Origin of the sequence: Allomuricauda sp. XS_ASV26, assembly GCF_041224615.1 — a bacterium.
Taxonomy (GTDB): Bacteria; Bacteroidota; Bacteroidia; order Flavobacteriales; family Flavobacteriaceae; genus Flagellimonas; species Flagellimonas alginolytica.
Genome location: NZ_JBGFGK010000030.1, coordinates 495369 through 512766 on the forward strand (window position 1 = coordinate 495369; position 17398 = coordinate 512766).

Below are 17398 nucleotides of genomic sequence, written 5' to 3' on the forward strand. Positions count from 1 at the left end.
GTCAACTAACTACCGAGGATTATCTTCTGCCAGCTTTTTTCTGCTCCTCTGCCTGTTCCATCATCTCGCGCATTTTACGCTGGAACTTGTTCTCCTTTTTAGGTTTCTTTTTGTTTTCCTGGATCTGGGCATGGATCTTATCCTCGTCCAAAATGTAGTTTTTGATGGCCAACATAATAAAGATGGTAATCAAATTGGAAATGAAATAGTACAAACTCAAACCACTCGCATAGTTGTTGAAGAAGAACAACATCATAATTGGTGATAGGTACATAATAAATTTCATGTTCGGCATACCTGGTTGCTGTTGCATCTGCATACTCTGTCCAGTGGTCATCTGCATATAAAAGAAAATCGCTACGGATGCCAAAATTGGGAACAAACTCACGTGATCGCCATAAAACGGTATGGTAAAAGGTAGCTCAAAAATGGTATCGTAAGAAGAAAGGTCTTCTGCCCACAAAAACGGCTTTTGTCTTAATGCAAAAGAAGTTGGGAAAAACATGAACAAGGAGTAGAAAATAGGCAACTGTAACAAGGCTGGCACACAACCACTCATTGGACTCACCCCTGCCTTGTTATAGACCTTCATGGTCTCTTGCTGCTTTTTCATGGCGTTGTCCTTGTATTTCTCGTTGATTTCCGAAATCTCGGGCTTCAATACCTTCATTTTGGCTTGCGACAAATAAGATTTGTACGTCACCGGAGATAGAGCCAAGCGCACTACTATGGTCATGATAATAATTGCAATACCATACGGTAGGAACGAGCTTAAGAAAGTATAGAACGGTGTAAAGATATATCGGTTGATCCAACCAAAAATACCCCAACCAAAGGGTATGGAGTCCGCCAGTCCCAAATCCTTGTAGTCATCCAAAACCTTAACATCGGTTGGCCCATAATACCAATGCATATTTTGGGACAACTCCCCTCCTTTAAATTCCAAAGGCGCTTTTGTACTGTAAGATTTGGTGAAAAGTATTTCCTTGCTTTCTTCCTCGACCAAATTGGTAGAAGTTAAAGCTGCGGTTTTAAAATGGTCGTCCGTTGCCAAAATAGAGCTAAAAAAGTGTTGGCGGTACGATAACCATTTTACATCCTCCTCAGTTTCCTCATCAAAATCGCTACTTTCCGAAAGTTTGCTAATGTTACCTTCATCGTGATTGTACGTCAATCGGGTATACCGGTTCTCGTACATAACACTTTTATTATGTCGTATGCCTTTTAGGTCCCATTCCAAGGTAACTGGTTTACTTGTGTTAAAAACACCGCTCAACCCTTGTGATCTAATGGTAAAATCGACCAAATACTCGTTTGGCTTCATTTCGTACCTATACTCCAAATATTGATTATTGGCTACTTTGGCCTTCATGGACAAGACCTGGTTCTCGCCGCTCTTGGTAAGCGATGGCTCAAAGAACAAATCAGCTGTGCTGAGCGATCTATTATCCGAACTGCTAAAGTTTATCGCAAAATTGGCGTTCCCATCCTTCACCAAATACACAGGTATGGAGTCGAAAGTCACATAGTCCTTCATTTTGGCCTCTACGATCTGGCCTCCCTTATTGGAAATTTTCAGCAATAAAACCTCGTTCTCCAAGGTAGTAATGTCTTCTGCCGTTTGGGTAAACCCAAATGCGCCAACTGTATTTTTATAATCCGCCACCGCAATGGAATCGGTAAGATCGATTACCTTGGCTTTTTGCACCGGCTCTTTTTGAGCTTCATTTTCGACCTTGGCTGCCTCAGCTTCGATCTTTGCCTGTTCCGCTTTTTGAGCTTCCAACTCTTCTGGTGTTGGCTGATTTTGGTAAAACATAAAAACCAGTATCCCAAATATCAGTACAAATCCAATAATGGATTTAATATCCAGCTTCTTTTCTTCCATGAATATTATTTAGTAGAAATCTTTTGTTCGTGTATCAAATGGCAAATATATGCCCAAAACCGGGTTTTATGCCAAACTGGCATTGTTTTGTTTTTGTTTTTGGGCCAATACCGCTTTTACAAACCCAACAAACAAAGGGTGCGGGCTGGCTACGGTACTCTTATATTCGGGGTGATACTGTACCCCGACAAACCAAGGATGTGTTGGAATTTCGACAACTTCCACCAATCCTGTTTTTGGATTGAGCCCGGATGCGACCAATCCAGCTGCTTCCAATTGTTCCTTATATTGGTTGTTGAATTCATATCGGTGCCTATGCCTTTCCTCTATATCGGAAGTTCCATAGACGCTTTTCACCAAGCTACCTTCTTTTAAATGGCAGTCCCAAGCTCCCAAACGCATGGTACCTCCCATATCGGTAATGGATTTTTGTTCTTCCATTAAACTGATCACAGGATCGGGCGTTTGCTTGTTCATTTCCGTTGAATTGGCTTTTTCCAGACCAAGAACTGTTCGGGCAAATTCGATCACGGCCATTTGCATTCCCAAACAAATACCCAAGAACGGAATATTGTTTTCCCTAGCATATCTTACCGCCTTTACCTTTCCCTCTATACCGCGTTCCCCAAAACCTGGAGCCACCAAAATACCGTCCAATCCTTTTAACTTTTGAGCTACATTGCTTGGGGACAAATGCTCGGAATGAATGGATTTAACCTCAACTTTGACTTCGTTGGCGGCACCTGCATGGATAAAGGCCTCTTGAATGGATTTGTACGAGTCGGGAAGTTCCACATACTTTCCGATCAATCCGATCACTACTTTATCCTTTGGATTTTTATGTCTGTTCAAAAACTCCTTCCATTGATCAAGATTTGGTTCTGTAGTGTTCGGCAAGGCCAACTTTTCCAATGTTACGGTATCCAAGCCTTCTTCTTGCATCAACAATGGTACATCGTAAATAGTGGATGCATCTATGGATTGGATTACTGCCTCTTTTCTAACATTGCAGAAAAGTGCCAATTTCTCCTTGATGTCTTCAGAAATATGATGCTCTGTACGGCACACCAAAATATCAGCCTTGATTCCACTTTCCATCAAAGTTTTTACGGAGTGCTGTGTTGGTTTGGTCTTTAATTCCCCCGCGGCGGACAAAAATGGCACCAAAGTAAGATGGATCACTATACCATTATGCTCTCCCAGTTCCCAAAGTAATTGCCTAACTGCCTCAATATAGGGCAGGGATTCAATATCACCTACGGTACCTCCTATTTCGGTAATAATGATATCGTAGTCGCCACTGTTCCCCAAAATTTGGATACGCTCTTTGATCTCGTTGGTAATGTGGGGGACCACCTGCACCGTTTTACCCAAAAACTCTCCTCTACGTTCTTTTTCGATTACGCTTTGGTAAATCCTTCCTGTGGTCACGTTGTTGGCCTGTGAAGTGCGCACGTTCAAAAAACGCTCATAATGCCCAAGGTCCAAATCGGTTTCGGCACCATCGTCGGTAACATAGCATTCACCGTGTTCGTACGGATTCAATGTTCCGGGATCAACATTTATGTATGGATCTAATTTTTGGATGGTTGTTCGGTATCCCCTGGCTTGCAGTAGTTTGGCCAAGGATGCGGCAATAATTCCTTTTCCCAATGAAGAAGTAACGCCTCCCGTAACGAAAATGTACTTGGTCTCTGACATATTGATCATTCTATTACGGGGCGTAAAGTTACTAATTGCGGGACAAAAATCAGGTAGATTCTTTAGGAAAATCTTTTTGCAGTTTTCTGATGATGGGTTCCAGGTTGTTATCCTTAATGGTCAGCATGGTATTAAGGTAGTCGCCAAGTTTACCTTTGGGAAAACCTTTTTGCCTGAACCATACCAAATAGGCAAGAGGCAGATCCACCAAATATCGCCCTTTGTACTTACCAAAGGGCATTTTATAATGGGCCATTTCCAAAAGCTGTTCTGTATCGGGACGCATTTCCATATATAGGCCTAAAATACTATCTTTCCCTCAACAAATCCGAAAAATGAAACGTAGAAATTTTATTGCCACCGCAGCTGTTGGCTCTGCCGGCCTGGCCTCTGGTTCGGCCATGACCTCCGACCAAGTACTGCCCCAAACATTTAAGTTAAAACACAATATAAACCATAGTGTTTGTGAATGGTGTTTTAGCGATATTCCCTTTGAAGATTTTTTAAAGACCTTAAAGGAGCTTGGAGTAAATGCAATTGATTTGATCGGTCCGGACAGATGGCCCATTTTAAAAAAATATGACATTCACTGTTCGATGTGCAACGGTGCTGAAATAAGTTTGACGGAGGGATGGAACAACCCCAAATATCACGAACAGCTTATTAAGAATTACACCGAAATGATTCCGAAAGTTGCGGAAGCGGGCTATACCAACCTAATCTGCTTTAGTGGAAACCGAAATGGCATTAACGATTATGTCGGTCTTCAAAATTGTGTGGACGGCCTTTCACAAATTATTCCATTGGCGGAAAAACACGGCGTGATAATTCAGATGGAGCTTTTTAACCAAGTAAACCATCCAGATTATATGTGCGACAATTCACTTTGGGGCGTGGAGCTTTGCAAACATTTGGGCAGCGACAATTTTAAATTGCTGTTCGATATCTACCACATGCAAATTCAGGAAGGCGATATTATCCGCAGTATACAAAACTATCATCCCTATTTTGGGCACTACCACACGGCCGGTGTTCCAGGCAGGCACGAAATTGATGAAACCCAAGAACTCTACTACCCGGCCATTATCAAAGCCATACATGATACCGGATTTACAGGCTACGTGGCTCAAGAATTCATTGTGACATGGGAGGATAAAATTGCAGCGCTTAAAGATGCTTTTCTAAGATGTGATGTGTAGCCTTTTCCAGAATAATAATATGTAATGTTCCTGAGTGAACTTGGACTACTGCCCTAAATATTTTTTTACGATTCACTTTCTTTTAAAGCTAAGGCAATCTTGGTATTCCATTCTAATTGCTTTTCCCTATTTCTGGAAAAATTGGTTTCCCAATCGTATTGTTCTTGGTATTCTTGTAGTTCCTTTAAAATATCCTGATAAATTTTGCGCACTTCTCCCTTAACATCATCAGAGAAAGAGGTGCGGTGTAGTTTTTCACGCATTTTACGGGCGAAAAGTTCGGTAATATCAAAATGTAATTGCTCGTGGGCCAAGGTGTTTTCATTGCACAGCTCCGGCTTGTACCAGCTTTCGTTAGGATAAAAAAACGCATTTACCTCATAATCCAATTTAACCTCGTGGTGGAGCAAGTTGGCAGAATAGGAATAACTAATACCACTGGCGGTGGTAGCAGCCGATTCGGCTGCCGGGGGAACCTTCCCCTTAAAATCGGTCCATGTGAGCCTAATATTACTGTTCCATAGAACGCCTTCTTCGATCTCTTGTGCAAAACCCAAAAAACCAAACAGAAAAAAACATCCTATTGCAACTAGTTTATCCAATTAAAATCGATTACTTTTTCAATATCGGGGTGCAAACTGTAATGTACTGGGCAAGTATTCGCCGTATGCATCAAAATTTTACGGTGTTTCTCAGAGATGGATGCGGGCAAATCAAACTTTACCTCGATCTTGAAGATTCTCCGTGGATTGGCCGCCATATGCTTGGTAACCTCTGCGGTAGAACCTGCTAGATCAATTTCCAAATCCCTGGCTTTTATGCCCATCATTGTTATCATACAGTTCGCCAAGCCAGTAGCCACGGTATCCGTAGGGGAAAAAGCTTCTCCCTTGCCATTGTTGTCCACAGGGGCATCGGTAATATATTCACTACCTGATCGTAAGTGTACACAGGTAGTTCTAAGATTTCCGTTATAGGTTACTTTTGCTGTCATTGATTTCTACTTCTTTAATGGTAAGGTTGTCATACTCCATAATGTAACAGGCGCGGTTAAAGTACCCGGAGGTCCAGTCGTTAAGATAATCAAATCCATTGCCTGCATATTCCGTTAACCCAATGTATTTTGATGTTTCAAACAAATTCTTTTTGTAAGCCAGTTTCAATAACACGTCCATGGTCACATCAAATCCTCGGATGGCATACCTATCCGGTAGTAGGCCATTGTATTTTTTCATATATGCCCTAGTGAAGGTATCATCCGCAGATTCCTTGTAGAACGATGGATAGGTAAATTTTAAATTGGATAAATGTGTCTTGGAAACTGCCTCGTGCTCAAATGCCCCGTTAAAGCTTGTGGTGAACATGCGTACATTAACCTTTTCTTGCGGGTTGTTTGTTGCTGTAACCGAAGAGGTATTGGCAGAGTTTAGAATGGATGTTACACTCGCCACCATATTGGGTTGATCGGTTTCCAAAAATACCCAGTTCTCCTTTTCGTTGGACAATTGGATCAAAAACCTATCCAAGTGCAACGATTTATTATCGATCACCTTTGCGATTTGGGCAGCAGGAAACTTGCTCAAAATAGAATCGTGTGCCACTTGATGGGTAGAGTCCGCAATTATGACCACATTCTCATCAGTATGGATTTTCTCCATATATGCCAGCATTTTATCCCTAAGGACTGCATCTCTGGGAACGGAGAAAAAAACATTGCTGTGACTGAGTTTACTGTCCGATGCAATAGGGGCCACTACGGGAATATTCTTGGTTTTTGCCTGCACGGCAACCTCGTCCAAAGGTCCGGCGGCCAGTGGTCCTATCACAGCATCTACCCCTGTTAAGGATTCACGGAAAAGTATTTCTTTTACTTTAGCTTGGTCCAACTGGGTATCGTAAGTTTTTACGTTGACCGATACTCCAAGTTTTTTAATGGAATCCAAAGCGACCATGGCCCCTGTGTAAAAACCAAGGCTCAATGCCAGGTCCCTTCGGTTTTTGATCAATTCTTCCGCTCTTTGGGTGTCGTTCAAGTTTACCTTGTCCAAACGAAAGGGAAGCATAAAAACCAGCTGTGGTTTATTTTCCACATTTATGCTGTCCACCAAATTGATCTTATCCAGCACTAGGGCATTTTTCACTTCTAGTCCTTCTGCTTTTTCTTTGGGCAACTTTAGTACCATTCCCGCTTTAAGGCCATTTTCCAAAGCTGGGTTCAAACGGAACAGTTCTTCTCTGGTAATCTTAAGGTTCTGAGTAATTCTAAATATATTCTGTTTGGGTTTTACCTCATAAAAAACAAAGTTGTCGGTGTTCACTATACCGGCCTGAGACTTCTTTTTGGGCAAACGCACTACCATTCCCTCTTTTAGGCCTCCGGCTTTCATTATTTCCGGATTCAAGCGTACAATAGAATCCGTTGGGATACCATATTCCCTTCCAAGACTATAAAGTGTCATTTTTGGAGGTACCGTGTAAGAAGTAAAAACCTCTGTTTTCTGTTCCTTTAGGCTATCCCCTTTGGGGCGCGGCAGTTTCAACTCTTCTCCTGCTGCCAAATAATTGGTGTTCTTATCCAATTCCGGGTTTAAGACCAACAAACTATCGACACTAATTCCGTATTTGTGGGCAATGCTCCAACGTGTCTCTTTAGGTTGAACGGTGTATATTTCGAAATCCAGTTCTTTTTCCTCATTGGGGTCCACTTCTGGAAAAACAGGAATTTGAAGCACCATTCCCTTGTCCAATGTTTCCGAATACAGCCTTGTGTTATATCTTTTTAATTGTTCTTCGGTGATCTCATACTTTTGGGTCAGACCAAAAAGGGTTTCCTTTCTTCTTACCCTGTGTCGTGTAAATCGAATCGGCTTCAGCTCTTCTTGTTTTGGCTTATCTGGTTTGGCCTCGTTTTTAGTGTCTTCCGCTTTTCCGTTCAAGGGTATAATAAGAATCGTGTTTTCCTTAACATCGGAAGCACTCTTGATTTCTTTATTGGCCTGTAAAATACTATAGGGCGTTACCCGATATTTTTGGGAAATGCTCTTTAGAGTCTCTCCATCCTTTACAGCGTGCGTGGTATAATTTTGTGCGGAAACCGGCACCATGGCCAACAAAAGGACCATGGTAAAAACCAGTTGTAACATATATTTTTTCATTCCCATTCTATAGTTGCAGGTGGTTTGGAACTAATGTCGTACACCACTCTATTAACGCCTTTAACCTTGTTTATTATATCGTTAGAGGTCTTTTGCAAAAATTCGTAGGGCAAATTTACCCAATCGGCGGTCATCCCATCGGTGCTTTCCACCGCTCTGAGCGCCACACATTTTTCGTAGGTACGCTCATCTCCCATGACCCCTACACTATCTACGGGCAAAAGCATGGCTCCGGCCTGCCAAACCTTGTCATAAAGTCCCCATTTTTTTAATCCATCGATAAAAATAGCGTCGACCTCTTGTAAAATAGCCACTTTCTCCGGTGTAATATCCCCCAAGATACGTATTCCCAAGCCAGGACCCGGGAAAGGGTGTCTTCCCAAAATTTCTTTGGACATTCCCATACTCGCCCCAACTCTTCTCACTTCGTCCTTGAACAACATTTTTAAGGGTTCAACTACTTTTAATTTCATATAATCGGGCAATCCTCCAACATTGTGGTGGCTTTTGATCACAGCTGATGGGCCTCCACTTGCCGAAACAGATTCAATTCTGTCAGGATAAATAGTACCCTGCGCCAACCATTTTGCATTTTCCACTTTGTGGGATTCATCATCAAAGACCTCGATAAAGACCCTTCCGATGATCTTTCTCTTCTTTTCAGGGTCCGACTCGCCCTTAAGAGCATCCAAAAAACGTGCCGAAGCATCCACTCCCTTTACATTTAAGCCCATGTGCTTGTACTGGTCCAAAACACTTTCGAACTCATTTTTACGCAAGAGGCCATTGTTCACGAATATACAGTATAGATGATCTCCGATGGCCTTGTGGAGCAACATGGCCGCCACACTGGAATCTACACCGCCGGATAGTCCCAATATTACTTTTTCGTCCCCGATTTCCTCCTTTAGTTCATCCACAGTGGTTTCCACAAAGGCATCCGGAGTCCAGTCCTGTTTTAGACCAGCTATATTTACCAAAAAGTTTTCCAATAGCTTTTTTCCATCTGTTGAATGGTACACTTCCGGGTGAAACTGTATCCCGTAAGTGCTCTCCCCTACAATCTTGTAAGCCGCATTTTCCACATCGTGGGTGCTGGCCAAAAGTACTGCTCCCTCGGGCAGTTCCTTAATGGTATCCGAGTGGCTCATCCATACTTGGCTACCTTCTTCAATTCCTTTCAAAAAATCATCGTCGGATTTAATAAAGGACAAATTGGCCCGCCCATATTCACGGGTAGCGGAAGGGGCCACGTTACCCCCATGAAAATGGGACAGATATTGGGCGCCGTAGCAAATGCCCAAAAGAGGTTTTTTTCCTTTAATTCCCGATAGATCGGGATGAGGGGCCTGTTCGGAGCGAACCGAGGACGGTGAACCGGACAATATTACCGCTTTGTAATCCGACAGATCTTCGGGCACCTTGTTATACGGTTTAATTTCTGAGTAAATGTTGAGTTCCCTGACGCGTCTTGCGATCAATTGTGTGTACTGGGAACCAAAGTCTAGGATGAGTACGTTGTTATGCATGGGCAAAAATAGCAATTTGCTTTAGTTGCAAAAGTATCTTTTAATGGATATTTGCCACAAGTTTTTTAAAGAAGTAATTCCAACGGGTTATCAACACCCCGTCTGCTTTGATCGCCAGTCCAGCTTTTTCCTGCACAAAACAAAGTCTTATATAGTTTTTTTCTTAATTGATTTCATTATTTCTTTGCGATGTAAAAAAGAACTGATTATGATTAAGGGATTCATTTTTGATTTGGATGGCGTAATCACGGATACAGCAGAACTGCATTTTGCCGCTTGGAAAAAATTGTCGGACGACATGGATTGGCAATTTGATCGCGATCTCAACGAAAAATTGAGAGGGATATCCAGAATGGATTCCATTAAAGTGATCATGGACCACAACAATGTTTCGCTCAAAGAAGAAACTATTATGGAACTGGCTACCCAAAAGAACGATATTTACGTGGAAAGTTTGGATCACATGACCCCCGAGGACTATCTACCGGGTGCCAAAGAACTTTTAACACACCTTAGGTCCGAAGGGTTTAGCGTTGCCCTCGGCAGTGCAAGTAAAAATGCAGAAAAGGTATTGAAACAACTAAATGCTACCCATTATTTTGATGTGATCGGTGATGGCAATAGTGTATCCAGAAGCAAACCAGCTCCCGACATTTTCTTGTACGCCTCCGAAAAAATGGGCCTATCGCCGGAAAGGTGTATTGTTTTTGAAGATGCCGAAAAGGGTATCGATGCTGCAAAAGCCAGTAATTTTTATAGCGTTGGCATTGGTCCTGAAGAGCGTGTCGGACATGCGGACGTTCGATTCGACACCATGAAAGAGGCCACTCTTTTTGAGGTAAAATCACATTTTAAAGATTTGTTCTGAATCGGAACCAAACATAAAGAATGTAAAAAGCCCCGGGAACCACTCCGGGGCTTTTCAATAAAATCAAAACCAACCTAAACATATGAGTTAACCAACTCAAAATTTAAATTTTCATAGCTATTTATATGTAAGGAACAACCTACCGGACAAATACCCTACCTGATCCGTAAAACTTTTTTTGAAAAAGATTGGCTTTTGTTCTACCGCGGAAGATATTTAGGGCTATTACTTGTTTTTAATTATGGTGAAATTCTGAGAAAAAGGATCTAAAGTATTCAGTAGCATCAGGATGAGCTCCTCTCCCATTTCTAAATAGATCTCGGAAAAATTGAGCTGCCTTTCTTGCAACGATTGATTTGGAAATAACTCATTCTGCAACTCCGTTAATCGCGTTACGTGATCTTTTAATTTTCGTTTTTGGGCGCGTAAAAGTCGCTTTTCCAGCTTGTCCAAACCCTTTTTTTGTTTTACCTCCTGTGCTTTTACGGCTCCCAAAAAGCTCTTGTCCGTTTTGTTGGCAAGCTCGTACATTTGTTTAAATTGTTCCTCCAGCACCTTTTTTTGCGGCGAAAAATCAACATCGATATTGGAGATATCTCGTATTTTTTTGTTGATAAGGCTGTGCTGTTTCATAAATAAATGAGCTACCGTGAGTCCCATCTTTTCAATCTTGTCCGACTGTTTTTCTTTTATCAACAATACTGAATTCCGCAGCATCAACATAGGAAAGGTCACTCCCAGTTCATCAAAATAGGATTTAAATTCCAACCAATAAGCCAATTCTCCCCCTCCTCCGATATAACAAAGGTTGGGTAGGATAACCTCCTGATATAATGGACGAGTGACCACGTTGGGCGAAAAACGCTCTGGATATTCTTCAAGTTCTTTTAAAATCTCCTCTGGGGTAAAATCCAACTGGGTATTGAGCACATGGTATTTCCCTTTTTTTAGAACAATTCGTTCCCGAAGATCGTCCTTTAGATAAAAATAGTTGATTTCCCTCGGGTTTACTTGAATTGTGTAGTCCGCTGAAATTTTCTCCAAGTTTTTTATCGTCTTGGTAACTTTTTCGTAGGGCGTATGCTGAAAAATGTCCTTTTGGACATAAGGCACCAATAACCTCTTCAAATTTTTATCGTCACCATCCACAATTACAAGACCTTCATCTCCGAACAAGGCATTGGCGAGGTATCTTGTAGCTTGGGCCAGGGTTTGGTTTTCAAGGTAAGCCTTTTGGAATAGCTCTTTTAATTTATCCGTATAACCTAAATTACCAAGTTCGGAAGCAAATATCTCGAATACCTCATCCAGACCATCTGTGGACAATCTACCTACCCCACCGGAAACATTTTTGTTCCAAAGCACCTTTTTCCCGTGTAGATTAAAATAATTGATCTCATCAAAATCGTGATCCTCCGTTGCCATCCAATACACCGGCACAAATTGATGATCGGGAAACTGTGCATTTAGCTTTTTGGCCAGATTTATCGTCGATACAATTTTATACAGGAAGTACAAAGGACCAGTAAATAAATTTAACTGGTGACCGGTTACCACGGTAAAGGAATTTTCCTTTTCGAGAGCTAGGATATTTTTTTTTGTTGCGCCGGAAACCTCCACATTTTTGTATTGCTCGTTTAAAGATCCGACCAAAACTTTTCTGTGGGCTTTTGGGTAGTTGGCAGATTTTTCTTTAATCTGATCACTAAAGTTACCGGGTAAGGGAAATCTATTGTAGTAAGGTGCTAATTCTTTTTTTTGCTCTAGGTAATCACAAATTAATTGGGAAAAATAACCGGTTTCCTTAAAGGGTATACATTCTACTTCCATTAAAACTGAAATGAGGTGATCAAAGATAAGTCTCTTCTTTTTTACTCGTCCTAAAAATACGTTAATTGAATTTTATACAAGATTTAGTCGGCTCAAATTGATAAAATTAGGATTCTGCACCAATTTATTATTAGATTTGAGAGAACTAATTAACCCAAACATGATCCGATTTTTATTTTCTCTCCTTCTTTTAGTATCCATTTCGGTTTCCGCACAGCAATTAAAGTCTCCATCAGAATTTTTGGGGTACGAACTTGGAACCCAGTTTACCCGCCATCACGAAGTGGTGGATTACTACGAGTACTTGGCCGAATCGGAACCGGACCGAGTCAAGCTCACAGTATATGGAAAAACCAACGAACGTAGGCCCCTTATTTTGGCTTATGTGTCCTCTGCGGAAAACATTTCCAACTTGGAAACCATTAGAAAAGAACATTTAAAAAATACAGAAGGTTCGGGAAATTCGTCCAAAGCCATTGTTTGGTTGAGCTATAATGTTCATGGCAATGAAAGTGTGAGTACCGAAGCCTCCATGAAGACGATTTATGAGCTTTTAACAAAAAAAAGCAATTATTTGGAAAACACAGTGGTTATTATGGACCCCTGTATTAACCCAGATGGCCGCGACAGATACACCAACTGGTACAACCAATATAAAAACACCCCTTTCCAAGTAGATCCCAACAGCAAGGAACACCACGAAGGTTGGTGGAGTGGACGCAGTAACCACTATATGTTCGACCTTAACCGTGATTGGGCCTGGCTTACCCAAGTAGAGAGCCAACAGCGATTAAAAAAGTTCAACCAATGGTTGCCTCATGTTCATGTGGATTTTCACGAACAAGGCGTAAATAGTCCGTATTATTTTGCACCAGCAGCAGAACCCTACCATGAGGTAATTACCGATTTTCAACGTGATTTTCAGACGACCATAGGCAGAAACCACGCCAAATACTTTGATGCCAATGGTTGGTTCTATTTTACCAAAGAAGTATTTGATCTATTATATCCAAGCTATGGCGACACCTACCCCATGTACAACGGTTCTATTGGGATGACTTACGAACAAGGTGGAAGTGGAAGGGCCGGACTTGGAATTGTCACCGCAATTGGCGACACCCTTACCCTAAAGGACAGAATTGCGCACCACCACACCACGGGACTATCCACCATTGAGGTTTCTTCTCAAAATGCAGAGAAACTAAACCAAGAATTCAAAAAGTTCTATCAAAACAAGGATTTTAAGTATAAAAGTTATGTACTAAAAGGAGACAAGGACAAGCTTGAAGCCCTTAAATCCCTTTTGGACAAACACGAAATCGAATATGGCAATGTATCCAGTGGTTCCTACAAAGGACACCATTACAAAACGGGAAGAAGCGGAAACATGGCCATCAACAACAATGGCATGGTAGTTTCCACAAATCAACCCAAAGGTACCATGGTAAAAGTATTGTTCGAGCCCGATGCCAAATTATCGGATTCGCTCACCTACGATATTACGGCATGGTCCCTACCGTATGCATATGGATTGGACGCAATTGCCTCCACCTCATTGGTCTCCGGCAATACGGCAAGCGATGTGGTTCAGAACGTAACAATAGGAGCTCCTGCCAATGCCTACGCTTATCTTTTTGATTGGAACAGTATGAAAGATGCACGGTTCTTGTCCGCTTTGTTAAAAAAGGGCATCCGAGTACGAAAAGCCGACCACCCCTTCAGTTTGGAAGGTAAATCTTATGATAGGGGAACTTTGATCGTTACTAAAGGAGACAATCAGCATGATTCAAATTTTCAGGCATCCATGTCGGGCATCATCACCGACTATCAAAAACCATACACAGCCGCTTCAACTGGCTTTGTTGATTCTGGAAAAGATTTTGGATCATCATACATCCAAATGATTACCAAACCTAAGATTGCAGTATTGTCGGGCGGTCCGACATCTACGCTACGATTCGGTGAAATATGGCACTTTTTTGAGCAACAGCTGCATTACCCACTTACCGTTCTGGATGATGAATATGCCAACCGAGTGGATCTGGACGAATATAGTATCCTGATCTTGCCCGATGGACGCTACGGCAACCATTTTAGTGAGGACCAACTATCCAAACTTAAAAACTGGGTCCGCAACGGAGGAAAGATCATTGCCATGGGTGGCTCCATAGATGCGCTAGATGGTGATAAAGGATTTGGTGTAACCAAGAAAAAGTTTGAGAAAGACTCAAGCGAAAATGAACCACAACCTTACAAAGATTGGGAAAGAGAGCGAATGAAAGGAGCCATTACCGGAGCAATTTTTAAAACCAAAGTGGACAATTCCAATCCATTGGCGTATGGCTATGGGTCCGAATACTTTTCTTTAAAATTAGGAAGCAGTGCATACGAATATCTCGATGGAGGAAATGCGGTCTATTTGGAAAAAAATACAGATCCGTTTTCTGGCTTTGCCGGAATAGAAGCGCAGCAAAAAATCTCAGAAACCTTGATTTATGGCGTAGAAAATTACGGCCGTGGACAAGTAATTTATATGGTGGACAATCCGTTGTTCCGAGGATTCTGGGAAAATGGAAAGCTATTTTTTGCCAATGCCCTCTTCATGGTAGATTAAACCAAGCTTTTTACCGGCATAGAACATCCACATTCAGGGACAAAAACTATGTGAGCATATCTTTAAAATTTTGTATTTTTAATACAAAAGAAGATAGCTATGCCGTTAAAACCATCGAATCTCGCAATCTGCAAGAAAATCAGCGCTTTCTTGTGCTCCGCACTTTGTACACTGGCACTCTTGGCCCCATTGGTTTCTTTTGCTTTCCAAGGGAACCAACAAACCATGGACTTTAACCAGTACAGTGGAGAGGTTAAAGACAAATCCAGTAATAAATCGTTGGTTTTTGCAACACTTGCCATAGAGGGCACCAACATAAGCACCATAACCAATACAGAGGGAAATTTCCTTTTAAAAGTTCCCAAAGAGTTCATCGATAAAAATGTGGTGGTTTCGTTCTTGGGGTATAAAACCAAAAAAGTACCGATTGCCGATCTGGCGCCAGAAAAAAATGAAATCTCCCTCGAAATTTCGGTTACCCAGCTTTCGGAAATCAACATTAATGCCCCAAAAGATGCCCTGGCCCTTGTAAAAGAAACACTTAAAAACCGTGACAACCGATATTTTGATGACCCCACCTTAATGACAGCTTTTTATAGGGAAACCATAAAACGAAGAAGAAGAAATGTTTCTTTGGCTGAAGCTGTGGTCAATATTTATAAAACCCCATACAGTTCTTTTAAAGAAGACGCCGTTGAACTCTATAAAGCCAGAAAAAGTACGGATTACAGTAAACTGGACACCGTGGCACTAAAATTACAAGGTGGGCCATACAACACATTATATGTGGATATGATGAAATATCCCCAATATATCTTTTCGGAAGAAGCACTGTCCAACTACAAGTTTACATTTGATCGCTCCACAAGAATAAATGACAAAGTGATCTATGTGATTCGATTTGACCAGCACCCAGGAATCTCCGAGCCCCTTTACCAGGGTGAACTTTACATAGATGTTGAAAACAAAGTACTTACAAGTGCAATTTTTTCTTTGAATATTACAGACCGGAACAAGGCTGCCCAACTTTTTGTGCGCAGAAAACCGGCAAAAGTCGATGTTTGGCCCACCGAGGTCTCCTATCGTGTGGACTATCGCGAAAAAGATGGCAAATGGTACTATGGCTATGGTAGCGTTTTTATGGAATTTAAAGTAGACTGGGAAGATAAGTGGTTTAATTCCATGTACAGCATGATGGCGGAAATGGCCATTACCGATTGGGAAAATAACCTAACGGGAAAAACACCAAGGTACCGTGAAAGAATTAAAAAATCAATTATACTCAGTGATGAGGCCTCGGGCTTTTCCGATCCAAATTTTTGGGGAGAATATAATATTATAGAACCCGAAAAATCCATTGAATCCGCCATTAGGAAAATACAGCGACAATTACGCAGGGCCGAAAGAAACAGCGAATAATTGTTACATTTCTTCCAAAATTTCTTCATTTTTGTTAAAACATAGCATAACCCATTCAAAATGTCCAAACGAAGAAACTTTTTAAAGTCCGTAACAGCATTAGGAGCCGTTTCGCTTCTGCCCCAAACGAGTTGGGCAAGTAAGCCGAGACCAACTACTGTATTGCCCAAAATAAAACCCAAAAAACTAAAAATTGGCGATACCATCGGGCTTGTTGCTCCAGGTTTTGCGGTGAAACCCGAAAAACTTTACCTTACATTGGAAGTCTTGGAGAAAATGGGTTTCAAGACTTTTTACACTGAAAGAATCAAAGGTAACCATGGTTATTTTAGCGACACCGATGAAGAACGTGCCAACGATGTAAACGAAATGTTTGCCAACCCGGACGTGGATGCCATACTTTGCGCAAGGGGCGGCTATGGCTGCACTCGAATCTTGGATATGTTGGATTACGACCTTATCCGCAACAATCCAAAAATTTTAATCGGTTTTAGTGATATTACGGCCTTGATCAATACCATTTACAACAAAACAGGCCTTGTATGTTTTCACGGCCCTGTCGGGACCACGATCGATGACGAATACAGCCAAAATTATATGAAAAAGGTCCTAATGGAACCACAGGAGGTCCTACCTATAAAAAATGCCATTCTAAAAGACCCAAAACAATATCGCAACAGCGAATATTACCGATACACGATAACCAATGGAACGGCAGAAGGAGATCTTGTGGGCGGAAGCTTATCGTTGGTCGCTGCCATGATCGGCACACCTTACGAAATAGACTTTACCGACAAACTTGTGTTTCTGGAAGATGTAGAGGAAGCTCCATACCGAATGGACCGAATGCTGACCCAGCTCACACAAGTGGATTCCTTTTTAAAGGCCAAAGGCATTGTTTTTGGAGTTTGTAATGGCTGCGACCGTAAAAGAACCACGGACAATTTTACACTCAGGGAAGTAATAATGGATAGAATCGCACCTTTGGGCATACCTGCAGCCTATGGTCTGAGTTTTGGCCATGTACCACAAAATTTCACATTGCCCATTGGCACCAAAGCCTACTTTAACGCATCCAAAAAACAAATTCGTTTGGAAGAAATAGCGGTATCCTAAATAGTTAGTACTCAATATTTAAAAATAGTTCCTTTCAAATTTTGGATTAATTCCATAACAAATGGGCGTTAACGATGGT

At 41.6% G+C, this 17398-nt stretch carries 13 protein-coding genes; 5 read left to right on the top strand and 8 right to left on the bottom strand.

Going from position 1 to position 17398, the window contains the following annotated elements:
• Window positions 1-19: 19 nt before the first annotated feature.
• The 3 genes from yidC to AB9K32_RS07370 all read right to left on the bottom strand — a co-directional run bounded on the left by yidC (window position 20) and on the right by AB9K32_RS07370 (window position 3881).
• A complete protein-coding gene (gene yidC / locus AB9K32_RS07360; protein ID WP_252080107.1) occupies window positions 20-1888 on the bottom strand; it encodes a membrane protein insertase YidC in 1869 nt (622 codons plus the stop codon).
• 66 nt (window positions 1889-1954) lie between these two features.
• Complete coding sequence (locus AB9K32_RS07365; RefSeq protein WP_252080109.1) at window positions 1955-3589, bottom strand: CTP synthase; 1635 nt, start codon at window positions 3587-3589, stop codon at window positions 1955-1957.
• A 49-nt stretch (window positions 3590-3638) separates the two neighbouring features.
• Entirely contained in the window at window positions 3639-3881 is a 243-nt protein-coding gene (locus AB9K32_RS07370) for a DUF3820 family protein (RefSeq protein WP_224836473.1), read from the bottom strand.
• A 43-nt stretch (window positions 3882-3924) separates the two neighbouring features.
• Here AB9K32_RS07370 and AB9K32_RS07375 point away from each other — a divergent pair, with 43 nt between their 5' ends.
• Window positions 3925-4788 (top strand): hydroxypyruvate isomerase family protein, encoded by an 864-nt coding sequence (locus AB9K32_RS07375; RefSeq protein ID WP_369884800.1) that lies wholly within the window; start codon window positions 3925-3927, stop codon window positions 4786-4788.
• A gap of 65 nt (window positions 4789-4853) precedes the next feature.
• On the opposite strand, the gene AB9K32_RS07380 is transcribed toward AB9K32_RS07375, so the two are convergent.
• From AB9K32_RS07380 to guaA, 4 genes are read right to left on the bottom strand one after another with little or no spacing between them, the layout of a single operon-like run.
• Window positions 4854-5390, bottom strand: coding sequence for a DUF922 domain-containing protein (locus AB9K32_RS07380; RefSeq protein WP_369884801.1), 537 nt, complete (start codon window positions 5388-5390; stop codon window positions 4854-4856).
• On the bottom strand, window positions 5378-5782 hold the full coding sequence (locus tag AB9K32_RS07385) for an OsmC family protein (protein ID WP_369884802.1): 405 nt from the start codon (window positions 5780-5782) through the stop codon (window positions 5378-5380). The genes AB9K32_RS07380 and AB9K32_RS07385 overlap by 13 nt, the downstream gene beginning before the upstream one ends.
• Complete coding sequence (locus AB9K32_RS07390; RefSeq protein ID WP_252080114.1) at window positions 5760-7943, bottom strand: LysM peptidoglycan-binding domain-containing protein; 2184 nt, start codon at window positions 7941-7943, stop codon at window positions 5760-5762. Before AB9K32_RS07390 ends, AB9K32_RS07385 begins: the two co-directional genes overlap by 23 nt.
• Window positions 7940-9472, bottom strand: a complete 1533-nt coding sequence (guaA, locus tag AB9K32_RS07395) for a glutamine-hydrolyzing GMP synthase (RefSeq protein ID WP_369884803.1) — start codon at window positions 9470-9472, stop codon at window positions 7940-7942. Before guaA ends, AB9K32_RS07390 begins: the two co-directional genes overlap by 4 nt.
• Before the next feature lie 208 nt (window positions 9473-9680).
• Between guaA and pgmB the strand changes: the two genes are divergently transcribed.
• The gene (pgmB, locus tag AB9K32_RS07400; RefSeq protein ID WP_369884804.1) at window positions 9681-10340 is read left to right on the top strand and encodes a beta-phosphoglucomutase; all 660 of its coding nucleotides are present in this window, start codon (window positions 9681-9683) and stop codon (window positions 10338-10340) included.
• A gap of 225 nt (window positions 10341-10565) precedes the next feature.
• Here pgmB and bshC read toward each other — a convergent pair whose 3' ends face one another.
• Window positions 10566-12170, bottom strand: a complete 1605-nt coding sequence (gene bshC / locus AB9K32_RS07405; RefSeq protein ID WP_369884805.1) for a bacillithiol biosynthesis cysteine-adding enzyme BshC — start codon at window positions 12168-12170, stop codon at window positions 10566-10568.
• Between the two features lie 160 nt (window positions 12171-12330).
• Between bshC and AB9K32_RS07410 the strand changes: the two genes are divergently transcribed.
• The 3 genes from AB9K32_RS07410 to AB9K32_RS07420 all read left to right on the top strand — a co-directional run bounded on the left by AB9K32_RS07410 (window position 12331) and on the right by AB9K32_RS07420 (window position 17319).
• Window positions 12331-14784 (top strand): M14 family metallopeptidase, encoded by a 2454-nt coding sequence (locus tag AB9K32_RS07410; RefSeq protein ID WP_369884806.1) that lies wholly within the window; start codon window positions 12331-12333, stop codon window positions 14782-14784.
• Between the two features lie 99 nt (window positions 14785-14883).
• Entirely contained in the window at window positions 14884-16203 is a 1320-nt protein-coding gene (locus tag AB9K32_RS07415) for a carboxypeptidase-like regulatory domain-containing protein (protein WP_369884807.1), read from the top strand.
• Between the two features lie 60 nt (window positions 16204-16263).
• Window positions 16264-17319 (top strand): LD-carboxypeptidase, encoded by a 1056-nt coding sequence (locus AB9K32_RS07420; RefSeq protein WP_369884808.1) that lies wholly within the window; start codon window positions 16264-16266, stop codon window positions 17317-17319.
• The last annotated feature ends 79 nt before the right edge of the window (window positions 17320-17398 follow it).